Origin of the sequence: Arenibacter algicola, assembly GCF_018860365.1 — a bacterium.
In the GTDB taxonomy this organism is placed as follows: Bacteria; Bacteroidota; Bacteroidia; order Flavobacteriales; family Flavobacteriaceae; genus Arenibacter; species Arenibacter algicola_B.
In genome coordinates, this window is record NZ_JAHKPO010000013.1 from 399,628 (window position 1) to 423,339 (window position 23,712).

The window sequence follows — 23,712 nt, forward strand, 5'->3', positions numbered from 1 at the left end:
AATAAAGAAAAATGGATTTACAACTCAAGGATAAAGTAATTATAGTTACTGGAGGTTCCAAAGGAATCGGTCATGGAATAAGCGTACTATTGGCAGCTGAAGGCGCAATCCCGGTCATTATTGGAAGGGATAGAAAAAGTATGTTGGAGGTGGTTGCGGATATCGAAAGAAGTGGTGGAAAAGCCTCTTTTGCCACGGCAGAACTAACCGATCCGGAACAATGTAGACTGGCCGTTGAAAGCACCGTTGAAAAGTTTGGTAAGATCGATGGTGTCGTTAATAATGCAGGAATCAATGATGGTGTTGGCCTGGAGAATGGGAATTATGAAGATTTCTTGAGGTCTATTAACCGTAACCTTACCCATTACTATTTAATGGCCCATTATGCGTTGCCAGAATTAAAGAAAACCGAGGGAGCCATTGTTAATATAGGTTCCAAGACCTCCGTAACCGGGCAGGGTGGAACATCGGGCTATGCCGCGGCCAATGGAGGGCGCAATGCCATTACCCGGGAATGGGCCGTGGAATTACTTCCATATAATATAAGGGTCAATGCAGTTATTGTGGCTGAATGCTATACTCCATTATACGATCGATGGATCAAGACCTTTGATAATCCCGAAGAAAAATTAAAGACTATAACAGATAAGATTCCACTGGGACAAAGAATGACTACGGCTGAGGAAATTGCAAGTACAGTAGCCTTTTTGCTTTCCAATAGATCTAGTCACACCACTGGGCAATTACTCTTTGTAGATGGCGGATATACCCATTTGGACCGATCAATTTCATAAATATCTAAATAAATAGTTTAAACCAATAAATCAGTAAAAAAATAATAATCAACAATCCAATGAAAGACCAAAGACCACCTGTAGTATCTAAAAAGGTACTTATTCCCTTTATTTTAATTACCTCCTTATTTGCCCTTTGGGGTTTTGCGAATGCAGTTACCGATCCCATGGTACAAGCCTTTAAAAAAGTATTGGAACTTTCCAATTCCCAAGCTGCTTGGGTGCAGATGGCGTTTTATGGGGGATACTTCTGTATGGCGCTTCCGGCCGCACTTTTTGTGCGTAAATACTCCTATAAAGTGGGCGTGTTAATTGGGTTGGCCTTGTACGCAGGAGGTGCTTTATTATTTTACCCCGCTGCCATAACGGAACAATTTTGGTTCTTTTGCTTGGGACTCTACGTTCTTACCTTTGGGTTGGCATTTTTGGAAACCACTGCCAATCCCTATATTTTGGCTATGGGCGCACCCGAAACGGCTACCCAGCGTTTAAATTTGGCACAGGCCTTTAATCCAGTGGGGTTGTTGTTGGGTCTATTGGTGGCACAGCAATTTGTACTAAAAAAATTACAGTCGGACGATATTGCGGATTATTCTTCTTTGGAGGAGGCACAAAAGGCCTTGATCAGGACTACGGATCTAATGGTTATTAGAGATCCCTATGTTATTCTGGGCTTGGTGATTCTAGCTGTTTTTGTCCTGATTGTTATTAGTAAAATGCCACAGGCCAAGGATGAAGGTGGTATTCCAAGTTTGGGGGATACTTTTAACGGTTTGTTCAAGAACAAAAAATATGTGCTGGGTGTTGTGGCCCAAATATTTTACGTTGGTGCCCAGATCATGTGTTGGACTTATATTTATCAATATGCCGAAGCCATAGGGATCTCCAGTGAGGATGCTGCCAATTACCAGTTTGCGGCCTTCATCCTTTTCTTGGTGGGTAGGGCCATTGGTACCTATATGCTAAGATTTATGAGCCCTGGAAAACTGTTGATGTACTTTGCCGTTTTTGCAACACTGTGCTGTGTTGGCACCATTTATATTGAAGGTATTATAGGGTTGTACTGCTTGGTGGGGATTACCTTTTTTATGTCCCTTATGTTCCCTACCATCTACGGAATTGCTTTAAACGGACTTAATGAGGAGGAATCCAAGATTGGTGCAGCAGGTCTTGTGATGGCAATTGTAGGCGGAGCCCTTATGCCAAAGCTTCAGGGAATGATTATTGATGCTGGGGGCAATGCCGTTAACGACATACAGATTATGGGCACTACCGAGGTGAATTTTTCCTTCATCCTTCCTGCGCTTTGTTTTGTGTATATCGCCTGGTACGGGTTACGTGTATTTAAAAAGTATGAACTGCAAGCCTAAGGAACCGGATTGGTCTCTTGGGCGGCATTTAATAAAAATAAACCAAAAAATTTTAAAGTAATGAAAAGATATTGTTTGGCATTGGATCTTAAGGACGATCCCGAGTTGATTAAGGCCTATGATGATTACCATAAGGAAGTTTGGCCAGAGATCCTTCAAAGTCTTAGGGAGTCCGGTATACAGGATATGGAAATCTATAGGGTGAGGAACCGTATGTTTATGATCATTGATGCGGATGACAATTTTTCCTTTGAAAAAAAGGCAAAGATTGATGCCAAGTATCCAGAAAATGAGAAGTGGGAGGAATTGATGTGGAAATACCAACAGGCACTACCATTTGCAAAACCCGGGGAAAAATGGATGCAGATGGAAAAGGTTTTTCAATTATAAAAACTAAAAAGCAAAGGCAAAAGCTAAATGATACCAGCATGGAAAGTATTGCTAATTTTTATGGATTTAGAAGTGTACTAAGATTAATAGTACTTTGTGCTTTCCTGTGTTCTTTGGGTTGTAAAACTAAAAATGAGCAGAGCGCAAATGCTGTTGGGGTAGAAAAGGAGGCTTATGCAAAAGGTTCTTTTGGGTATGACAGGGAGTTTTTGTCCAAGCACTATAAAGACTTGGTAGTTCTGGAAAATGGGGAGTCGAGCATCTTGATTTCTCCGGAACTTCAGGGACGGGTTATGACGAGTACAGCCTCTGGCGACGAGGGGAAAAGCTTTGGGTGGATCAATCATGATCTTATTGCATCGGGAGAAAAAAAGGAACATTTTAATCCCACAGGTGGTGAAGAGCGTTTTTGGTTGGGACCTGAAGGAGGACAGTATTCCCTCTACTTTGAAAAGGATGCCAAGTTTGAGTTGGACAATTGGTACGTTCCCAAGGAATTGGATACCGAAGCCTTTAATTTGGTAAGAAGCAGGGAAGATAAGGCCTTCTTTGAAAGGGAAATGAAATTGGTGAATTATACCGGAACTACCTTCGATTTACGCGTGCAAAGGAATATTACTCTTTTGGACAAGGAAGATGCCGCTGAAATTCTCGGGCTCAATATTCCTGAAACTCTAAAAATGGTAGGATTTGCCTCAGAAAACAACTTGACCAATATAGGACCGGAAGATTGGGATAAGAAAACAGGCCTAATGTCTATTTGGATATTGAGCATGTTCAATTCCTCCGACCAAACCACCATAATTGTACCATTTAAAAAAGGGGATGAGGATATTTTGGGCAAGAAGGTAACGGACGATTATTTTGGGAAGATTCCTAGCGAGCGTTTACAGGTCCAGGATAGTGTCCTGTTTTTCAAGGCAGACGGAAAAGAGCGGGGTAAAATAGGAATTTCCCCCCAAAGGGCACTTCCGGTGATAGGGAGTTTCGATGCCAAGAACAGGGTACTTACCATTGCCATGTTTAGTCTGCCCGAAGGTGCTACGGATTACGTTAATTCACTATGGGAGTTGCAGGAGTTTCCCTTATCGGGTGATGCCGTAAATGCATATAACGATGGTGGTGGGTTAGGTCCATTCTATGAATTGGAAAGTTCATCCCCGGCAATGGATCTAAAATCCAACGAAAGCAGCAGCCATATCCATCAGACTTTTCATTTCGTGGGAGACGAAGGTGAACTGGACAAACTGGCCAAAGGAATATTGGGGGTGTCCATTAGAGAATTATCCAATGAGTAGTAAATAAAAATATTTTCTCCCTTCAAATTTTGCAATAATAATTTGGGAGAGGGAAAGCAAAAGAGAAATATTCAAGAACAATTGCAGATTAAAATGCCATGGAGAAAAAAAAAGAAATAAAGATCAACAGCAAATATCCATCCGTTGTTGATTTACGGAACAAAGCCCAAAAAAGGATTCCCAAGTTCGCTTTCGAGTACTTGGATGGGGGCTGTAATGAAGATGTAAATTTACATAAGAATACTGCTGAAATTAGGGATATAGAGTTATTGCCCTATTACCTTAGCAAGCATACGGGGTCAAGTATGAAGACCGAATTGTTCGGACATGTGTATGATGCCCCTTTTGGAATAGCCCCAGTAGGCCTCCAAGGATTAATGTGGCCCAATGCCCCGGAAATATTGGCTAAATCGGCCTTTGAGCATAATATTCCGTTTATTTTAAGTACGGTGACCACCAGTAGTATAGAACGCATTAGCGAGATTACCGAGGGCAGGGCCTGGTTTCAACTTTATCATCCTACAGAAGATGCTGTTAGGGATGATATTATTAAAAGGGCCGAGGCCGCGGAGTGTCCGGTACTGGTTATTTTATGCGATGTGCCAACCTTTGGTTTCCGTCCAAGGGATGTGCGCAACGGACTGGCCATGCCTCCAAAAATGTCGGTAAAGAATATACTTCAGGTACTTGGTAAGCCAAGTTGGGCATTTAATACTTTAAAATATGGACAGCCCAATTTCGAAACCCTTAGGCCTTATATGCCAAAAGGCTTGGATTTGGCACAATTGGGGAAATTCATGGACCAGACCTTTTCAGGTAGGTTGAATGAGGAGAAGATAAAACCTATAAGGGATATGTGGAAGGGTAAATTGGTGATCAAGGGGGTTGCCAACGAGGCCGATGCGGAAAGCGCCATTAAACTTGGTTTGGATGGTATTATAGTTTCCAATCACGGCGGTAGGCAATTGGATGCCGGCGAATCTACCATAAAGCCTTTAACAAGAATAGCTGCAAAATATAGCGACCAAATAAAGGTGATGATGGACAGTGGCCTTAGAGGTGGTCCGGATATTGCCAGGACCATGGCCAGTGGTGCGGAGTTTACTTTTATGGGGCGCTCCTTTATGTACGGGGTAGCGGCATTGGGCGCCAAAGGTGGGGATCATACCATTTCACTTTTAAAAACTGAATTACAACAGGTAATGGAACAGATTTGCTGTGAGGATGTAAAGGACTTCCCAAATCACCTTATTTAGTAATTCTTTTTCTTGAGAAATATTACAGGCTAGTAGGCATTGGGGCCCTAAAGGATTTTAGGGTTCCAATGAACTGCTTTCCAATCTGGTATCAAAAGATATCTGTTGCAGCTCTTGGGTAGGTTCCTGAATCTGTTCTATAAGGATACGCAATGCTTTTTGTCCTATTTCCTTTATAGGTTGATGGAGATAGGGGATAGGGTCTTCCAAGAAATTATATGACGAATTTTGGTCGAATACCACCACATCTACCTTTTTAAGTATCTTCCTGTCCAAGCCCAACATTTGGGTCAATCCTTCTTCGGCCAGGGTGTTGGTATGAAAGTAGATGGCATCAACTCCGGCATCCTGTACCAACTCTTTAACCACCCTCTTCATATCCGCTTTTAGGGACCTGTGATTAATTTTTTTTATCAATTCGGTATCCACGGGCAACCCGGCCTGTTTAAGAGCTTCTACGTAGCCCTGATGTCTTTCTTTGTAGTGGTGCAAGGTTGAATTGTAAAGTACGGCCCCTATTTTTTTGTTTCCCTTTCCCAGCAAATAGTTGGTGGCCTGCATAGAGGCCTTAAAGTTGTCTACGGTGACGTAATTGGTGGTAAGGTCATTGAAGAATCTATCTATCAATACAAAAGGAATTCCTGCTTTGGCCAGATCGGCAATTATATCTCTGGAACCTTCGGGTGCTGCAATGATAAAACCATCTACCTGTCTCATTTTAAGGAAATCCAAAACCTTGTTGAATTTTTCTACCTTTTCGTCCGAAGATCCAAATATCACTGTATAGTCTTGGGAAAAAGCTTCATCCTCTATAGTCCTCGCCAGATTGGAGAAGAAGGGGTTGGAAATATCGGCCACAATAACTCCTATGGACCTTGTTTTATTGGTCTTAAGGCTTCTCGCGTTCCAATTGGGATGATAATTCAATTCTTTGGCCACCTCCCTTATTCTTTTGGCGGTCTTTTCGGAAACCCTGTTCTCCTTACCTTTATTGCTCAATACATATGAAACCAGAGGTATGGAAACACCCACAATTTTTGCAATATCCTTTAGTGATGTTTTAGGTTTCATGTGCCTCTTTGGTTAAAGTTGCCCGATGGGCGCCAATCTTGTTTGTAATATATTGTTAATAAGTAAGTTATAGGTACGGGGGCAAATATTTTCAAAAGGACAAAATTACGAAATTCATACTAAATAGAAATATTGGCCTTTATTTTGTGATTAAAGACAAAATTCCATTCTTGTACCCTTTCCATCCAATGAAACTACCACCTTATTTAATTCTCATAGATTTCATCGGTCTTTTTATTGAATATGGATATTAGGAAGCCCACTAAGAATATGGCCGCAGTCCCAAATACAATAGTCAAATAGGTGTGAAAGGAAGCACCTAGGGAATCCTCACCGAAAAGGGTGCCTGACAGGCTCATCCAAACAATGACCAAAATACCCACCAATACCCCGATAAGGGCTCCTTTTACATTTTTAGTTTTGGAGAATAGTCCCAAAAGTAGCAGTCCCAACATGCCACCACTAAAAATGGAGGAGAGTTTCCACCATGCGTCAAGGGCACTTTTTACATTGATCATGGCTATGGCGATAACGATTCCTATTACGCTAATGATAGCCGATGAAATATAAAGTACTCGCATTCCTTCTTTGTCCGATGCCGTCTTTTTAAAATATTTATTGTAATAATCCGTAAGAAAAACGGTAGCTGAACTATTAAAACTTGTTGATATGGTGCTCATTCCGGCCGCAAAAATGGAGGCTATCATTAGTCCGGTTATTCCTGCAGGCAGGGCATTCACTATAAAATAAGGGAATACGCTATCGCTTTTATTTATATCCTGCAACTCTACCGGTAAGGTGGCCGCTGAATGGTAATAGGCAAAAAGCGAGGTGCCAATAAAAAGAAATATAGCAGAAATGGGCAGGTAGATCAATCCTCCTATCAATGCAGATTTTTGAGCTTCCTTATCAGATTTGGAGGCCATATAGCGCTGAACATAATTCTGGTCTATACCATAATTCTGCAAATTGATGAATACACCGTAGACCAAGACTACCCAGAAAGTAGGTTCGGTGAGGCTAAGACTGAAACTTCCCAGTCCAAATTTATCATTCTCTGCAGCAATGTCGAAAACCTGTCGAGGACCTTCGGGCATATTAAAGAGAATAAAGCCAACGCAGACTAGGGCACCAACAATTAGAATTATGCCCTGAATGGCGTCTGTCCATAATACCGCGGTAATTCCGCCCAACATGGAGTAGATGGATACTACCAAACCGGTAAAAATAATGATGGTGACCATATCCCAACCAACAATGGCGTTCAAGGTAAGGGCCAAAAGGTAGAGTATGGTTCCGATACGCATTAACTGGGTTAATAAGTAACAAAGAGACACATAGATTCTAGCCCATGCGCCAAAACGTTGTTCCATATAGGTATATGCAGAAGGACTATTGATCTTTCTGTAGAGGGGAACAAAATATTTTACGGCTATCAAGGAGGCAATGGGAAGGGAGAGGCTAAACGCCAGGGCATTCCAATTGGATTGATAGGCATTCCCCGGCAGGGCAAGGTAACTTATGCTACTCACAAAGGTTGCAAAAATGGACATGGTAACTACCCAGCCTGGGATATCGTTGTTGCCCATGGTGTAGGAAGAGGAAGTTCTACTCTTTTTAAAAAATGAGCCTCCGAAAAGGGCTATTCCACCTATGTAAATAAAGAATACGATTAAATCTAAACTGTTCATTATTGTTGGCTATTTAGGTTATATGGTATAAGCTCTAAAAGTAGGATATTCGTTCTACTTAAGTGTTGGTTAATTGTAAAATCCTCAAATTACTTTAATGGTCAAGACATTGGATTAATTGGTCTTGCCTAACGAAATTGATTTTCAGATTATTAATTTTTGCTTTATCGATTAAGCAATGATAATTAATTAATTCATAATATCAAAAGAAAGTGGATTTATTTTCAGGGGATGCTGGTTATGTAGGCTTAAATTACACTGCCCTCTATATGTTGAGGATGAAGTTTATTTATTGTTCATTTTGATTTCATCCAAATCCGAGACCTTTACTTTTACCACTTCTATTTTCTGTTTGGCATCTCCTGCAAAGGCTATCAATAAATATCCATCGTGTTCCAATACATGGGGGTAATCTATGTGTCTTCCTCCTACCAAATAACCCATTTTGGTAAAGACCATCCCATCATTACTAATAGCCAAGGTTAAAGGGTCCCTTTTTTTATAATTGGAATTGGAGACCAGGACATATCTTCCATCCTGTAATCGGAGGCCGTGAAATTTGGATCGGGCATCGGGGAAGTTGGTTTGCACCGGTGGACTCCAGGTACGGCCATTGTCGGTTGAGAAGGAGCGATATAAAAACCCACTTTTGCGATTGTCCCGAAATAGCGCCATCAAGTTTTTATTGTCGGGCAAGATCCACCAATAAGGCTCCTCCGCTTCCAGTTGTGTATTTGTTCCAAAAACAGGGTAAACTTCCCATTGATCAAACTGCTCTTCTGCACCCACCATAAAATCGACACCTTTTTCAACATAGTCAAAAGGCCTGCGCGACATTAACCACTCTCCAGTAGGTAATTTTTTGGGCGGAAAATTATTGATCGCATTTTCCATAACTATGCCATGGTACTCCCATGATTCTGATTCTTTGTTCCATTTAAAGGCATGGAGGGCCAAGGTTGGACCAAAAAAGCCTTTGGCCTCGTCCAATGAGGCCAATGCCAAAAATTCACCTTTGTATTCCCAAAAGCCTCTCGAAATCCACCTGAGGCCCTGATCTGTTCTAGTGTTGTAATTGGGGGATTCCGGGCCCGAGCCTTCAGGATAAGTGGTTAGGAATTTTGGTTTGTCCCATTGCAGACCATCGGTGCTGGTGGAATATTTAACTACCTGACCCACTCTATCCTCAACCCCGGGGCCATCGCTCCACATAATCCAATAACGATTGTCATGATAGGCCAAATAATTGTGTTGGTTAACACCATCTGGGGTAACATCGCTTACCATAGCATGCTCCACTGGGATTTTAGGCAGTTCATCAAAATCAATTTTATGTGGATCCTGGAGCCATTCTCCCTGCAGCATCAATTTAGAGGTGGGATTGGAAACCGGATTCGGATAATCTTCGGTTTTATCCTCTTTACATCCAGAGAATACAAGTGGAATAAGCATCATCAAAATCATGACAACAATAGACGGCCACTTTTTAAATATTTTATAATTCTCCATGCTTATCTTTTGGATGTCATAAGTGTTCTTTATAACAAATATCTTGTCAGTTGTTCTTTGGACCAATTACTATTTGCAGACTACAACTGCTTTGGGTCTATTACCACATGTTTAACAGATTGCCTTAAATAGGTATAGGTGATATGAACCAAGCCATCAGTTGTTTGAATAATGGCAGGGTATGAATATCCTGATTCGGCCGGTACATTTTCCAAGGTCATTACAGGCTTCCAATTGATGCCGTCATCGGATATCGCCAGATTGATCATATTTCTCCCCTTGGGTTCTTCTCCCTCTTTTGTGGTGTGATTGTATATAAGTAATTGTCTGTTGTCTTTTAGGGTCACAGCATCTGTTCCCGAATTGGGGTTTGGAAGCTCTGTCGCCGTCATTTTACTCCAGGTCCGGCCTTGATCCTCGGACCAACTTTGGGAAATTACATTTTGTCTCGTTCTACATAGAACTTGCATTTTACCATTGGGATAGGTAAGTATACTGGGCTGAATGGCATCAAATTCCTTTCCGTCATTAATTGGGCCTACAACCTCCCAAGTTTTGCCATTGTCCTTGCTTATTTCAAAGTGTACCATCCAATCTACATCCCCATCTTCCAATTTATACTCGGTACTTGTGGGAGAGATTATGGTTCCGTCGGCCAGCTGAATGGGCTTGTTTTTGACTGGCCCCAACAAGTGTCCTATTTTCTCGTCGGTTCCCATTTTTTCTGGCTTGGACCATGTTATTCCCCCATCGGGAGAAGTCATCAACATTCCCCACCATGTCCTAGGGTCAGGTCCTTCTTTATAGAACAACAACAGCGGACCTTCTGCCGGCTGAAATAGTACTGGATTCCAAAGAGGGTAACGTAGAGTGTCATTTTGCACGCCATTCACCACTTCTTCCGGCCATGTCCATTTACCATCTACCATGCGTGATACCCGAATACCAACATCTGGGTTCTTCTCATGGGTGCCTGCAAAAAATGCGCTCACCAGCCCGGTGGGTGTTTCCACTATGGTAGAGGCATGGCATTCCGGTGTGGGTTTGTTATCCAAGGGGTAGATAAGCTCCCCGCTGAGGTAGGCACCCTGCCCAGGTTGGGACAAGGGGAGCAATGTGAAATTACCTGTAATATCGTTGCCGCTTTTAAGTTCTTCTGTTGTTGCAGTTTTCTCCGTTTTGCTCTTGCAGGAGAAAATGATAAAAGTGAGTGCTGTTAGAAAATAGTGAATGCTTTTCATGGTGATTTTTGTTTTATCTATTTGACAATCAATAAATGGGAACTTATTTTAGGCTGTATGTTTATGATAATGAAATTTAATCTTCAGTGGATGGGGGATCCCAAATGGTAGCCGCAATATAGCGTTCCGGACCGGTGTTCTTGTCCATAAAATAATAAAGGGCCACTATTTTGCCGTCTGCCCGTTGCACTACCCTGGGGTAACCAAGATCTTTTCCGGAACCGTCATCACGCAGTACATAATCCTTGCTCCATGTACGTCCATTGTCTTTACTGATTTTTGCCCTGATTTCACTCTTGTCACGCTTGTTTTTGATATCCTTCTCCAATGCCCTGTATCCATATATCAGGCATATTCTTCCGTCTTTCATTTTAACCATGGCTGGGGGATTGCCCTGTCCACAATTTTCCACGGGGTAGGGCAAGGGGTTCCAGGTTAAACCATTATTTTGGGAAAGGTAGGCGTCAATAAATTGGCCCGATTCTTCCCTTCTGCGCGTAGTTACCAAAATTTCTTTATCGGATATTCTAACGGAAGCTGGCATGATGGAAAATCCTTCTGGTTCAGGTCCGATCCAAGAAACGAAGTCCCAATTCTTTCCACCATCAATAGTTTTTACACACATAACACGACCCTCTTTTCGATTGGCTTTGGCTGCAGTAAGAAATAGCATACACTCATTTTTACCATCAATAATATAGTTGGTTCGTGCTCCAATTCCAGGTGTATTAAAATTGGACAAGTTATACGGGCCTTCCCAATCGTGTCCCCTGTCATAGGAATACCAAATGCGTGATTCTGCCCCGTGGTGGTCCGTCATACGTACCGTAAAGGCCAGATTGGGGTTGGTAAAATCTATTTGTTCGGCAGGAATCGGTTCAGGTGCCTTTACGTCTTTTCTTATTCGCCCATGGTAACTGCCGTTATCGGGAACCACCAGATCTCCGTCTACCGCTCCAGGGTCTTCCACCGTCCATGTTTCACCCCCGTCAAGACTTCTGGCCAGCATATGGAGTTCCGTGTTTTCTTTATCGAAATTATGACGATCGGGACCCAAATCCTTGTAAGTGCCCTTTGAAAAACCTACCAAAATCTCATCGCCCCAATTCCATGCGCCATGGTTGGCGGGCCAGCCGCCGAACATACCGGACTCATAATATACTTTTACATGTTTTACAGATTCTTGTGCAAGCTGTGCATGTAGACTGAGGGTGCAGAAAAAGTACAGCAGCGCAATAATCAAAGTGCATCTATTGTTAGTCATATATTTTGTGTCAGGGTGAGGACATAGTTTTAATTTTCTTCAATATATAAAATATGGTGGTTCCTTGTAGTCCGAAAAATCTATTACTGGCTTAATAAAGTGGGCCGTAATTCTGGCAAGCTCTGTAATCGGCTGCTTCCTGATCCATTCCAAAGGAAGCCCAGTCCTTAGGCCTAAAAATACGTTCGGGTTCTACATTGTGCATATTTACCGGAATCCTGAGCATGGAACAGAGTGTTATTAATTCGTCCCCAAAATGGCCATAACTAAATGCACCGTGATTGGCCCCCCAATTGTTCATAACACTGTATACGTCCTTAAATGCTTGATCTTGGTTCAATCTTGGGGCAAACCAAGTAGTGGGCCAGGTAGGATTGGTCCTCTCATCTAAAGTTTTATGTACTTCCTCAGGTAGTTCTACCGTCCATCCTTCTACTATTTGCATTACAGGCCCCAATCCTTTTACCACATTGATCCTACACATGGTTACGGGCATTTCGCCGTTGGTAACAAAATGGGAGGAGTATCCGCCTCCTCCAAAATACTCGTACATAGCTGGTGGCCAGTCTGTGGCTTCCAAGCATTTTTTAGCTTCTGATTCTGAAATCTCCCAGAACGGTTTCATGGCAGGTTTCCCATTTATTTGTTGTTGTCCTGTACCGTCCAACGTTGAAGATCCGGAATTGATCAAGTGGATTATACCATTGGCTGCTTTGCCCTTAAGCTTGTGACCAGTAACCCTTTCTATGGAAGCTGGACTCCAAAAGGTTCTTACATCGGAGAACATCTGTGCCTGGTTGGTCAATAGATAACCAAATAACATGGAGATGCCGTTTAAACTGTCATTTTCGGTGGCCATCATAAATGGTGGTCGAATTCCGCTCCAATCGAAGGAAGAGTTTAGGATGGCTTCCATAAAATCGCCATTGGGCATATAATCGTTCCATTGTCGTTGCCCTTGGAACCCGGCTGCAATGGCGCCGTGCCCTAGCGCTTCCTCTCCGAAGCCCAATTCGGCCAATTTTGGATTGCCGATCATTAAATCTCTGGAAATCAAGGTCATTTTAACGACGGTTTCCCATTCTTCATCCATGCGTTCCCTGGATTTCTGCAGGTCTTTTGCATTGTAATTTTTACCTTCCTTGCAATTCTCCTTGGTCCATTTTAATGCTTTTTTAAATTCTTCCGGATCAAATATGCCGTTTTGCATCCTACGGTTTACCTCGCTCATATCTACATATTCGTTGCGCATCCCTAAGTAATCCTGAAAAAAACTTTCATTGACTATGGAACCGGCTATCCCCATGGAAACAGAACCTATGGATAGGTACGATTTACCGTTCATCATGGCCACCGCCAATCCGGCTTTGGTAAATTGCAATAACAGCTTTTGAACATCTTCAGGGATGTTCTCGTCATCGCTGTCCTGCACTTCTTTTCCGTAAATACTAAAGGCAGGCACCCCTTTTTGGGCATGTCCGGCCAAGGCGGCCGCTAAGTATACTGCCCCTGGTCTTTCCGTACCGTTAAATCCCCAAATGGCTTTTGGTCGCGTGGGGTTCATATCTATAGTTTCCGTTCCGTAACACCAGCATGATGTTACTGTGATGGAAAGTCCTACCCCTTCTCTAAGAAATTTTTCCTCACATTTTTGTGCTTCCGGCACCCGTCCAATGGTGGTGTCCGCAATGACACATTCTACTTTTGTTCCGTTATAGTTCTTAAGATTGTTGGAAAGAAAATCCGCTACTCGTTGCGCCATGGCCATGGTGGTCTGTTCCAATGACTCCCTTATACCGCCCAAACGGGCATCGATTACCGGTCTTATTCCTACTTTTGGTATTGCTCCTAGATGGTTGTGTTTGTTTTGCATTGCTTAAATTTTCTTGTATTAATTATTATTTTTTTAGGCTTTCTGTAATTCTTGGGTTTCTACAAAGTGGCCCAATGCGTTGTAATTGTCATATAGCTCCATATATTTTTTTGCATTTTCGGGGATGGGGTAATATTCTTTTTGAAATCCGCTGCCCATAGCATTTTGTGCTTCAAGAAAGGTATTGTAGATTCCCGAGGCTACCGCTGCTGCCATGGCCGCTCCAAGGGCACATGTCTGTTCCGATTTAATTATCCGAATAGGGAAGTTGAGGACATCGGCCAGGATCTGCATTACGAATTCGGACTTTTGGGCCACTCCGCCCATCGCGATAATACCGTCTATACGGACACCCTCGGCTTGGAATTGTTCTACTATTTTTTTGGAACCAAATGCCGTAGCTTCTACCAAGGCCCTAAAGATATGTGGGGCCGTAGTTCCCAAGGTCAGGCCTTGAATGGCGCCTTTAAGATTTTGATTGGAGTCCGGCGTTCTCCTGCCGTTCATCCAGTCGAGCGCAATTATTCCAGAAGTGTCGATTTCTATTTTACTGGCAGCCAAAGTCAATTCGGTAAGGATGCCATCGGCCATTTCTTCCAACAATTTTGATTTGGTTTCCCTGTCCAATAAGTTGCTGTCCCCAATGATTTTGTTTGCGGGCCACAGCAACAATTCCCTATACCAGGCATAAAGATCGCCGAAGGCAGATTGCCCGGCTTCCAGTCCGATCATATTTGGAAGAATGGACCCATCTACCTGTCCACAGATACCGCGGATGGCCTTATTTCCTATTTCTTCCGTAGGAGCAACGATCATATCGCAGGTAGAGGTGCCGATCACCTTTACCATATGGTAGGGTTTTATGGCGCTGCCAATGGCCCCAATATGGGCATCGATAGATCCTGTGCCAATAATTACATCTTTGGGCAGTCCCAATATTTGTGCCCAATCTTCGGAAATGGTTCCAACGGCCTGATCCGAGGTGTAGGTGTCTTTATATAAACGCTCTCTTAATCCGGTTAGGAGAGGGTCCAATCTGGACCAGAAGGTTTCCGGGGGCAGTCCGTCCCAGTCTGGGTGCCACATGGCCTTGTGCCCTGCCGCACATCGGCTTCTTTTTAAGCTTAGGGGATCGGTATTTCCTGTGAGGAGGGCCGGAATCCAGTCGCAGTGTTCTATCCAGGAGTGGGCCGCTTCACGTACTTTTTTATCTACGCGCAGGGTATGCAGTATCTTGGCCCAAAACCATTCTGAGGAATATTCCCCACCACTGTATTTGGTATAGTCAACGCCATTTTCTTGGTGTGCCAATTCGTTGATTTCCTTGGCTTCCCCAACGGCTGTATGATCTTTCCAAAGTATAAACATGCCGTGTGGATTTTCTTCAAAACCTGGGAGCATTGCCAAGGGGGTGCCCTCCTTGTTTATGGCTATGGGTGTTGAGCCGGTGGTGGCGACGGAAATAGCAGCTATGCCGTTTATGACTTGCTGGGAAAGGGGAGCAACAGTCTCTTTAATGGCTTTTTTTAGGCCTTCAATGTAATCCAAGGGGTGTTGTCTAAACTGATTGATTTCCGGTCGGCAGTACATGCCTTGACCCCATCTTTCGTATAAGGCAACGGCCTGACCCATAATCTGGCCATTGCTGGTATCTATTATCATGGTTCTTACGGAATCCGTTCCATAGTCGACCCCAAGGGTATATTTCCGGTTTTGCATAAGTGGTTGGATCAGTTATTTAAATTAATTTAAACGTTTAAGCAAGCAATGTAAAAAATTATCTCCATACTCCTGTTATAAATCTGATTTTTTAACAAATGGGAATATTGATGAATAATTGAGGTTTTTTAAGGACCTAAAATGCGATTTTCCAGGGTGTCTGTCGTAAAAAGTCACTCAAAAATCGCAGCCCATTGCAATTATTCAAAAACTATCCATAAAGTATCGAGTATTTTTATCAAATAAATTTTACTTTTGCACCCGCGGTTTAGATAATAAACTGCCAATGGCCTCATAGTTCAACGGATAGAATAGAAGTTTCCTAAACTTTAGATCCAAGTTCGATTCTTGGTGAGGTCACTTTTTAACTTGTAAAGTGGGTTAAATTAATGCAAATTTAACTGATTTACAGTGTTTTAGATAAATTTTGATATCAAATGGGTTTATTTGATATCAAAGGATAGAGTTCACAAATCGTCAACATTTTTTTCAAATGTTTTCGTAACTTGAAGCAACTTATTTTCAAGGTCTAAGATGAACTATTTTTGGTGATTTGACTTTCGTCTTCAATTAAGTTCAACTTAAAGATGATTGTTATGCGCTCTACCACAACTTTTTCTATCCTATTCTGGATATACGCCAAAAGAACTAAGAATAATCTTGCTCCGCTCTATGCAAGAATAACCGTAGATGGGAAAAAGCTCAATATTAGCCTTAAAAGGCGAATCGATATACAGCTTTGGAACCCTCAAAAACAAAGGATAAGGGGAACAGGCAAAACTGCAAGGGACCTCAATCAGTACTTGGACGAGGTGCATTCTAAACTATTTCAATGTTATCAGGAATTAAGGGCGGAGGATAGGCGTATTACTCCCCAGATAATCAAAGCCAAATTTGTTGGGGATGCCAAAGTGGTGCATTACACCTTAAAGGATATTATCGAGTATCATAATACCAAAATGTTCCACAAACTTCATTACAATACTTCAAGGCTATACCTCATTAGCCAAAAGTATATCTTACTTTTTTTAAAAAAAGAATGCAAAATGGACAACATTGAGTTGTCGGAACTCGACTACCAGTTTATCTTGAATTTTGAGAATTTCCTCCGTGGTCATACTCCTAGGCATTACCAAAAGAAAATAGGAAATAATGCAGTAATGAAGCATATACAGCGACTTCGCAGAATGGTTACCCTAGCTTATCAAATTGAATGGATAGACAAAGACCCTTTCCGTAAATTCAAACAAAAATTGGTTCCCACACACAGGGGATTTTTAACTGCCAAAGAACTGAAGGATTTGGAGGAATTAAATATTGACTCCGAAAGGTTAAAGACCGTAAGGGATATGTTTATATTCAGTTGTTATACTGGTATTAGCTATGCAGACTTAATGCTTTTGACCAAGAATAGTGTTGTACTGGGTGTGGATAAAAGCTATTGGATCATTACCAAAAGGCAAAAAACGGGAAATGCAGTCAAAATCCCGCTGCTATCAAAAGCATTGGATTTGATAAAACGATACATGAATGATAAACGGTCTATGATCAACGGCACCTTGTTCCCAAAAATCTCAAATCAAAAAATGAACGCCTATTTAAAAGAAATAGCACAGCCGGCAGGAATCCATAAGAACCTTACCTTTCACATGGCGAGACACACCTTCGCTACCACTGTCACACTTACCAATGGGGTTCCCATTGAAACCATTTCCAAAATGCTGGGCCACACCAAACTGGCAACAACTCAAATTTACGCTAAGGTCATCGAGAGAAAGGTATCCGATGATATGCAGATGTTAAGGGAGAAATTGGAAGAAGTTAATGAAGTTGGCGTTCAGGAATTAGAAAATGAATCGAATTGAGAATTTTAATTACAATAACCAAATTGACAGACAAGCGGAAAGGATTAGAAGGTAAAGTGGAAAAATAAAAGCCCGTTCAATCGCACATCTTTAATACAAAACGTATTAATTCTTATAAGTGTTTTCCAATATTAAACTTATAGCATTTTTAATCCTTTGCATTCCTTCAGGTTGGTTAATATCAATTTCACAGAATGTGGTGTCGGTCGATTTGGCATGTAATACCATATAATAAATACCAGCTACCAAAAGTGCCGTTACAGCTCGTATATCAATATTCCTGCCCTGGAGTTCTTTATCCGTAAGTTCAAAAACCTTCGAGCCAAGATGTTCCCTCTCTTCACAGACCTCATACATTATTTTTGTTTTTTTACTGATTTCCCACAAAATTAGTTTTTGCATCTCAGGATTATCGTAAAAATTATCAATCTGATTTTGCAATAAATATTCTATTATTTTTTTGGTGTCCTCACCTTTGTTGGCAGCAATCATCTCAGCGGCATTTCCTGAAGCCGCTAACCAAAAATCCTTATTTCTAACATAGGTCTCCACCAACTCATCCACGGAACTAAAATATACGGTTATAAGGCGGCGGCTGAGACCAGCAGCTTTTGCTATATTCGTTGCCGTTAGGCCAGTATAACCTTTGTTCTTGAGTACCGTCCCTACAGCTTTTATTAATTTTTGTTTTGAACGCTCCTTATCATTGATTTCTCCTTGGTACCTCTTTCTAGTCATTGCTAATCTTTAGCTCAAACTTAGATATTTTTTATTATAAATAGATGCTTCTTGTATCAATTTACCATGTATTGTTAAGCTAGACCATATACAATAAATCTATCCACATTAAATTTTCCCATTAACGGGAAATTTTATATATATTGTACTTCGTTAAATTATCCTTTCACGCAAAGACAAAAAATGAGACTACAGAACATAATGCTTCTTTTTCTAGCAATTGGAACTTTTGGTTGTTCAAAAGAGAACAAAGAAATAACCATAAATGGAAGAATCACCAGTTATATTGACGAAAAAGTTGAGTATACAACGCCAATTGACGGAAAATGGTTTTATGGCGATAAAAAATCAATAGCACCAGACACATTGGGGGGCTTTCAAATAAAGATGAAAATTGACGAACCGTCTTTTGTAACTATGTACGTTCCTGGGAAATCAGGTGGCGTTTTAGTGGTAGAGCCGGGCAAGACCTATGATGTAGATTTTAACATAGAAGAAAATAAGAATGAAAATAAATTTATAGTTAATTCCGAGAACAGCTTAGCCCAAAACTTATATAATTCTTACCCAACTCCAGAGTTTTACATTTCAGCTGTTCGGGACTTTTTGACGGACTCCATACCGTCCGAGATTTCCAAAAAGATTAACAATCAACAAGAAAATACACTTTCTAAATTCGACGAGTTGCTTGAAAAAGGAAAAATTTCCAAGGGCTTTCACGAATTGGCCGTGTCGGACAGAAAAAGCTATTACTTGGCCATGGAAGCTACAGTGGCCAAAATGCTATTATATAAGCATGAGAACAATAAACCGAAACTTACAGCAGCAACAAACTTTTGGTCCCAAAAATTAGATCCGTCCTTGGTAAATGAAACTACCTATATTCGTTCACCATGGTTTTACGCATTAGTACAAAACTTAATTCAATTCCGGCAAATGTCAATTGAAAATTTCGACCCTAAGCAGTTGAAGGCTCTATATGAGAACGGAAATATTTACCAATACAATATAGATGAAGCTAAAACAGTTCTTTCAGGGAAAGAGCTTGAATATTATTTGGCCACATACATATATTATGAAAGTTGGCAGACAAAGGATAACTCAAAAAAAATTATTCAAGTATATGAAAAATTTAAAAATGATTATCCAAACAGCCTTTATAATGAATATTTGGAAACTTCGTTAAAACCAATTGTGGACTTCCATAATAAACTGGAAAAAACCCATAGGAACGAAGAAATCAAATTTGTCGAAAACTCTAAAAACATTGATACTTTCAATCAATTAGTTGAAGAATTGCAAGGCAAAAAGGTCTTTGTAGATATTTGGGGTACATGGTGTAGTCCATGCAAAAAGGAGTTCGAACATAAGGAATCGTTATACACTATGCTTGAATCTAAAAATATCACTGTTCTATACATATGTGAAGGGGAACATAGTAAGGTAAAAGTGTGGAAAGAAATGATAGATTATTATGATTTGGAAGGGCATCACGTATTTACAAATGAAAAATTATTGGCGGACATAATCGACAAATTTGGCAATAATGGTCAATTTGCATACCCAAGGTATCTTTTGATTGACGAAAATGGCATTGTTGTAAATGAACAAGCTAGTTATCCATCAAAATTAAAGCAATTGGAAAGGGAAATAAACGAAAATTACATATGGTAACAATTAAACATCGCACAACACAACTCTTTTTTTCTTAATGAATCGACACGAAGAATGGTTTTTTATATCCATTTTGATTTTTAAGGGACAAAAAAAGCCTGGATCAATACACTCGCCAACAAGAAAAAACAACAACATTGGATATCAAGTAGGCACTGGAAACCTTGGAATTAAAATAAACAAATTATATGAAACTTAGAACATTGGCTTTAGTTGGAATATGTACGACTTACCTGCTATCCTGTACAAATGAGAAAATTATTAAACTTCCACTTTCGGAAAAAAAAGGATATGGACCTTTCCAATCCTCCATGGGAGGAGTTTCTCCTTATCCGGAAGATGAGAATAACCCTTGGAGAAAAACACAGCTCAAAGTTTCCGGAATCCCAAATACTTGGATGGATGCCAAGTTGGGCGACATAGATACGGATATTTACCAAACCGTATACCAAAACTATTTTTTAGGCAATATTTCAGAGGAAAGATTTATAGAGTTGCAAAAAGCGTGGAATTGGACGCCTGATTCTATAAACTTATCACAAAAACCTTTAAAAAGTAAAATAGCTTTTGCTTTTGGCAAAGACTCTATAGGGATGCTAAAGATGATCGTAGATGCCAACAACAACCTTGATCTTAGTGATGATAAAGTTTTTACTCCGATAGAAGTAGATCCCAACAATAATCTTCCTATCGATTCATTGGCCTTAAGTAACACTATAGAAGTTGTCTTTGAACGATTTTTAAACAACAAAGCAACTAAGGTCAAGGCTCCACTCCTAATAACCCATATGAGCCAATTCAATATGTTTATGTCCAATTTCGCCCAATATGCCACCACTAAATTAAATGGAGAGGAAATAGCTGTCAGATCCGATAATTTCACCAATTTGTCTTACAAAAATCCAAGTATTGTTAAAATGGACAATAACATCGGTGATAGTGATAAAAGTGGTAACGATAAAGTTGTTGAATTAAACGAATACATCGAAATTAAAGATAAGATATACAAGAATTTGGGTGTCAATAAGAATGAAAACGTATTGGTGCTGGAGCGAGTGGATTTGCCCAAAAAACAATTATTCTCTACTCAGGTAGGATATAATTCCTATGATTTTTCCGGTAATGATTTTAAAACTGAAGTGCCAATTTCACTGGGTGATCTTAAAGGAAAATATGTATTACTCGATTTTTGGGCCACATGGTGTGGGCCTTGTATTCAAGAAATACCGAACCTTAACGGTCTATATCAGAATATGGATAGATCTAAATTTGAAATTATTAGTATAGTTGGTGATAGTACTGCCGAATCATTAGATAAAATGATAGAGAAACATTCTATATTATGGCCCCAAGTAGTATCCAATGATATAAACAGAATAAAAGAGGAATATGGAATAAAAGGATATCCGACAACATTTCTTTTAAACCCAGACGGGGTTATTATTGCTAAAAATTTGCGAGGGAAAGAATTGGAAAACAAAGTTACAAATCTAATTAATTAGTTACTAAGCCATCGGGCGACAATGGCTATCTGAAATAGAAAGTTTTAAAAAAGCAAAATTCCATTTCTATAAAGTTTATTTAAACCCACTTTTTTAATTACGTTATTGAATTAATATCAAAAACGCCATGAAGAATATACTTTTTGCATTTATCTTTTGTCTGCTGATTTCTTGTAACCCAAAAGAAGAAGCATCGTTTTCCTTAACCGGAAAAACAATGGGAATGGAGGACGGTACCGTTTTGTACCTCAAGGATAACTTGTCCGAAAAGCTATTGGATTCTACAGTTATTGAAGGAGGCAATTTTGAATTTTCTACCAAAATCGACAAATTTCCTTTAAGGGTGCTCTTGTACAATAAAGAGTTTACACATTGGAAGGATATTTGGCTAGAAAATAAAGCAATGTTTTTTGACTCCGACGATAATGACTTCAAAAATGCAAAAATAACCGGTTCCAATTCCGAGGAACTATGGGGAAAACTATATGAAGAAATAAAAGGGCTTCCGTTCGAGAAAAAGAATCCATTGGAACGAGAATTTGTGGTGAACAACCAGAACAGTATTGTGAGTGCTTATATTTTATCGGTATATTCAAGGGATTGGGGAAGGGATTTTACTTCGGAAACGTTTAATGATTTTTCTGAGGAAATCAAGGATTCCGACTATGGAAAGAAAATCTTAAACTATCTGGAGCTGAATAAGAATGTTCGGATAGGCGATCCATTCGTCGATTTTGAAATGTTGGACCGAAACGGAAACTCCCATAGTATATCCGATTTAAAAGGAAAAACGGTGCTATTGGAATTTTGGGCTTCTTGGTGTGGGCCCTGTAGGGAAGAAAATCCAAATTTGGTTGAGACCTACGAAAGATTCAATCCTGAAGGGTTTGAAATTTTTGCTGTTTCCTTAGATAAGGACCGGACCAAATGGATCAAAGCTATAGAACAGGACGGGCTTAAATGGCTTAACGTATCGGACTTAAAATTCTTCGATAATAAAGGAGCTTTGATTTATGGAGTAAATGGGATACCTGATAATTTTCTTATCGATCGTAATGGCACCATTGTCGAACGAAATGTCAGAGGGGAGAAATTGAATACCAGGTTAGAGGAATTATTGCATAACATAAATGACAATCTATAATTGTTTTTTGAAAATATTAATGTCTGTTATTATTGCTGGTCCTGTACTTTCACAGTCCCAACATAATGTAATGGATGGACTTGCCGAGAACGTGCAATCACTTTCTTCCAACAATAGACCTTCCAAAAATCTACAGACCAATAATGCTGCCTTTGAAGCCGGCGGGAACTTATTATACAAGGCATATTCATTAGACCCTTCAGTAGCTGAAAAGATTTACATTCAACTCCATTCCAATGCCTATGCAACGGACCAGGACATTTGGTTCAAGGCCATTGTCACTGGCACGGAAAACCATGGTGAACGAGGACAATATAGATTCCCTTATAACCATAAATGATGAAATGGCATTCACAGCGGCGAAAGTCAATAACAAATTTATTGAAGAATATCCCAATTCTTACGAAAGCCTTTTACGATTGGAAGTTGAAACAATGAAAAAACTAGGGCCAATAGAAACGGCTGAAATCTTCTCCCGATTAAACAAAAAATTACAAGAAAGCGATGAAGGAAAGGCAATTTCGGATTTTATTAAAGTAAATAAACGGCCTAAAATTGGTGAAAAATTTGTCGATTTTGAACTAAATGACACCAAGGGCCAACCAGTAAGGCTTTCAAACATAATGGGAAAATATACCTTGTTGGAGTTTTGGGCTTCTTGGTGTGGTCCTTGCAGGGTATTTAACCCCGAACTAGTAGAGGAATACCACAAATATAAGGATAAAGGATTTGTAATCCTTAACGTTTCTTTGGACACCGATAAAGAAAATTGGTTGAAGGCCATTGAAAAAGATGGTATAGAATGGCACAATGTAAGCGATTTAAGAGGTTTTAATAACCAGGCCGCTTTGATTTATGGAGTGGATGCCATTCCCGAAAATTTTTTAATAAACGACAACGGTGTTGTTATAGCTAGGCTTCTTAGGGGTGAAAAGCTGAAGAACAAACTTAAAGTGCTATTTGCCGATTTGTAAGACATATCCTCCTTCTCTTCGGCCCTGCTCTTGGCATCCTTGGCGGCTGGTCGAAAACCTGAGCGGCATTCTTTAGAATCTGGATCTTCCGCGTGACAATCTTTTTGGGATGGATCTCATACTTACTTCCCAGCTCTTGGTTGGTTTAGTGATCCCTTAGAATCTCTAAAACCACCTTGACATTAAAATCCGGAATTTGCCTTCTTCCACTCATTGTACAATCAATTTAGAAACTAACTTAACGGACTGTCCGATTATTGGGGGAATTATATACAATGGACATTCCAACTTCGCTTGTTTAAATCAATTCCAATGAATAACTTAGGTGTGGCAGTAGTT

At 40.3% G+C, this 23,712-nt stretch carries 19 protein-coding genes and 1 tRNA gene; 12 read left to right on the forward strand and 8 right to left on the reverse strand.

The window, feature by feature from the left end:
- Nucleotides 1–11 precede the first annotated feature (11 nt).
- From KO529_RS10335 to KO529_RS10355, 5 genes are all read left to right on the forward strand, one after another.
- Nucleotides 12–794 carry an SDR family oxidoreductase gene (locus KO529_RS10335; protein WP_215947813.1) on the forward strand — a complete coding sequence of 261 codons (783 nt, stop codon included), beginning with the start codon at nucleotides 12–14 and terminating at the stop codon, nucleotides 792–794.
- A 59-nt stretch (nucleotides 795–853) separates the two neighbouring features.
- Nucleotides 854–2,164 carry an L-fucose:H+ symporter permease gene (fucP, locus tag KO529_RS10340; protein ID WP_215947814.1) on the forward strand — a complete coding sequence of 437 codons (1,311 nt, stop codon included), beginning with the start codon at nucleotides 854–856 and terminating at the stop codon, nucleotides 2,162–2,164.
- Nucleotides 2,165–2,224: 60 nt separating this feature from the next.
- Nucleotides 2,225–2,554 (forward strand): L-rhamnose mutarotase, encoded by a 330-nt coding sequence (locus tag KO529_RS10345; protein WP_215947815.1) that lies wholly within the window; start codon nucleotides 2,225–2,227, stop codon nucleotides 2,552–2,554.
- Between the two features lie 38 nt (nucleotides 2,555–2,592).
- Nucleotides 2,593–3,852, forward strand: a complete 1,260-nt coding sequence (locus KO529_RS10350) for a DUF6786 family protein (RefSeq protein ID WP_215947816.1) — start codon at nucleotides 2,593–2,595, stop codon at nucleotides 3,850–3,852.
- A gap of 98 nt (nucleotides 3,853–3,950) precedes the next feature.
- Nucleotides 3,951–5,108, forward strand: coding sequence for an alpha-hydroxy acid oxidase (locus KO529_RS10355; protein ID WP_215947817.1), 1,158 nt, complete (start codon nucleotides 3,951–3,953; stop codon nucleotides 5,106–5,108).
- A 57-nt stretch (nucleotides 5,109–5,165) separates the two neighbouring features.
- Here KO529_RS10355 and KO529_RS10360 read toward each other — a convergent pair whose 3' ends face one another.
- From KO529_RS10360 to KO529_RS10390, 7 genes are all read right to left on the reverse strand, one after another.
- Nucleotides 5,166–6,179 carry a LacI family DNA-binding transcriptional regulator gene (locus KO529_RS10360; protein ID WP_215947818.1) on the reverse strand — a complete coding sequence of 338 codons (1,014 nt, stop codon included), beginning with the start codon at nucleotides 6,177–6,179 and terminating at the stop codon, nucleotides 5,166–5,168.
- 206 nt (nucleotides 6,180–6,385) lie between these two features.
- A complete protein-coding gene (locus tag KO529_RS10365; protein WP_215947819.1) occupies nucleotides 6,386–7,870 on the reverse strand; it encodes a sodium:solute symporter in 1,485 nt (494 codons plus the stop codon).
- 285 nt (nucleotides 7,871–8,155) lie between these two features.
- Nucleotides 8,156–9,379, reverse strand: a complete 1,224-nt coding sequence (locus KO529_RS10370; RefSeq protein WP_215947820.1) for an exo-alpha-sialidase — start codon at nucleotides 9,377–9,379, stop codon at nucleotides 8,156–8,158.
- 80 nt (nucleotides 9,380–9,459) lie between these two features.
- Nucleotides 9,460–10,620, reverse strand: a complete 1,161-nt coding sequence (locus tag KO529_RS10375) for a sialidase family protein (protein ID WP_215947821.1) — start codon at nucleotides 10,618–10,620, stop codon at nucleotides 9,460–9,462.
- A gap of 76 nt (nucleotides 10,621–10,696) precedes the next feature.
- Nucleotides 10,697–11,884, reverse strand: a complete 1,188-nt coding sequence (locus tag KO529_RS10380) for a sialidase family protein (RefSeq protein WP_215947822.1) — start codon at nucleotides 11,882–11,884, stop codon at nucleotides 10,697–10,699.
- A 91-nt stretch (nucleotides 11,885–11,975) separates the two neighbouring features.
- The gene (locus KO529_RS10385; RefSeq protein ID WP_215947823.1) at nucleotides 11,976–13,757 is read right to left on the reverse strand and encodes an L-fucose isomerase; all 1,782 of its coding nucleotides are present in this window, start codon (nucleotides 13,755–13,757) and stop codon (nucleotides 11,976–11,978) included.
- 33 nt (nucleotides 13,758–13,790) lie between these two features.
- On the reverse strand, nucleotides 13,791–15,476 hold the full coding sequence (locus tag KO529_RS10390) for a ribulokinase (RefSeq protein ID WP_215947824.1): 1,686 nt from the start codon (nucleotides 15,474–15,476) through the stop codon (nucleotides 13,791–13,793).
- 288 nt (nucleotides 15,477–15,764) lie between these two features.
- Here KO529_RS10390 and KO529_RS10395 point away from each other — a divergent pair.
- Nucleotides 15,765–15,836 (forward strand) — tRNA-Arg (locus KO529_RS10395).
- Between the two features lie 236 nt (nucleotides 15,837–16,072).
- The gene (locus KO529_RS10400) at nucleotides 16,073–17,341 is read left to right on the forward strand and encodes a site-specific integrase (protein ID WP_215947825.1); all 1,269 of its coding nucleotides are present in this window, start codon (nucleotides 16,073–16,075) and stop codon (nucleotides 17,339–17,341) included.
- A 105-nt stretch (nucleotides 17,342–17,446) separates the two neighbouring features.
- Here KO529_RS10400 and KO529_RS10405 read toward each other — a convergent pair whose 3' ends face one another.
- Nucleotides 17,447–18,079, reverse strand: a complete 633-nt coding sequence (locus KO529_RS10405) for a TetR/AcrR family transcriptional regulator (protein ID WP_215947826.1) — start codon at nucleotides 18,077–18,079, stop codon at nucleotides 17,447–17,449.
- A gap of 183 nt (nucleotides 18,080–18,262) precedes the next feature.
- Here KO529_RS10405 and KO529_RS10410 point away from each other — a divergent pair, with 183 nt between their 5' ends.
- The 5 genes from KO529_RS10410 (at nucleotide 18,263) to KO529_RS10430 (ending at nucleotide 23,373) form a co-directional block, all read left to right on the forward strand.
- The gene (locus KO529_RS10410) at nucleotides 18,263–19,753 is read left to right on the forward strand and encodes a TlpA family protein disulfide reductase (protein ID WP_215947827.1); all 1,491 of its coding nucleotides are present in this window, start codon (nucleotides 18,263–18,265) and stop codon (nucleotides 19,751–19,753) included.
- 188 nt (nucleotides 19,754–19,941) lie between these two features.
- Complete coding sequence (locus KO529_RS10415) at nucleotides 19,942–21,255, forward strand: TlpA family protein disulfide reductase (RefSeq protein WP_215947828.1); 1,314 nt, start codon at nucleotides 19,942–19,944, stop codon at nucleotides 21,253–21,255.
- 127 nt (nucleotides 21,256–21,382) lie between these two features.
- Nucleotides 21,383–22,399, forward strand: a complete 1,017-nt coding sequence (locus KO529_RS10420) for a TlpA disulfide reductase family protein (RefSeq protein ID WP_215947829.1) — start codon at nucleotides 21,383–21,385, stop codon at nucleotides 22,397–22,399.
- Between the two features lie 19 nt (nucleotides 22,400–22,418).
- On the forward strand, nucleotides 22,419–22,739 hold the full coding sequence (locus KO529_RS10425; protein ID WP_215947830.1) for a hypothetical protein: 321 nt from the start codon (nucleotides 22,419–22,421) through the stop codon (nucleotides 22,737–22,739).
- A complete protein-coding gene (locus KO529_RS10430; protein WP_215947831.1) occupies nucleotides 22,696–23,373 on the forward strand; it encodes a TlpA family protein disulfide reductase in 678 nt (225 codons plus the stop codon). Before KO529_RS10425 ends, KO529_RS10430 begins: the two co-directional genes overlap by 44 nt.
- Nucleotides 23,374–23,712: the final 339 nt, after the last annotated feature.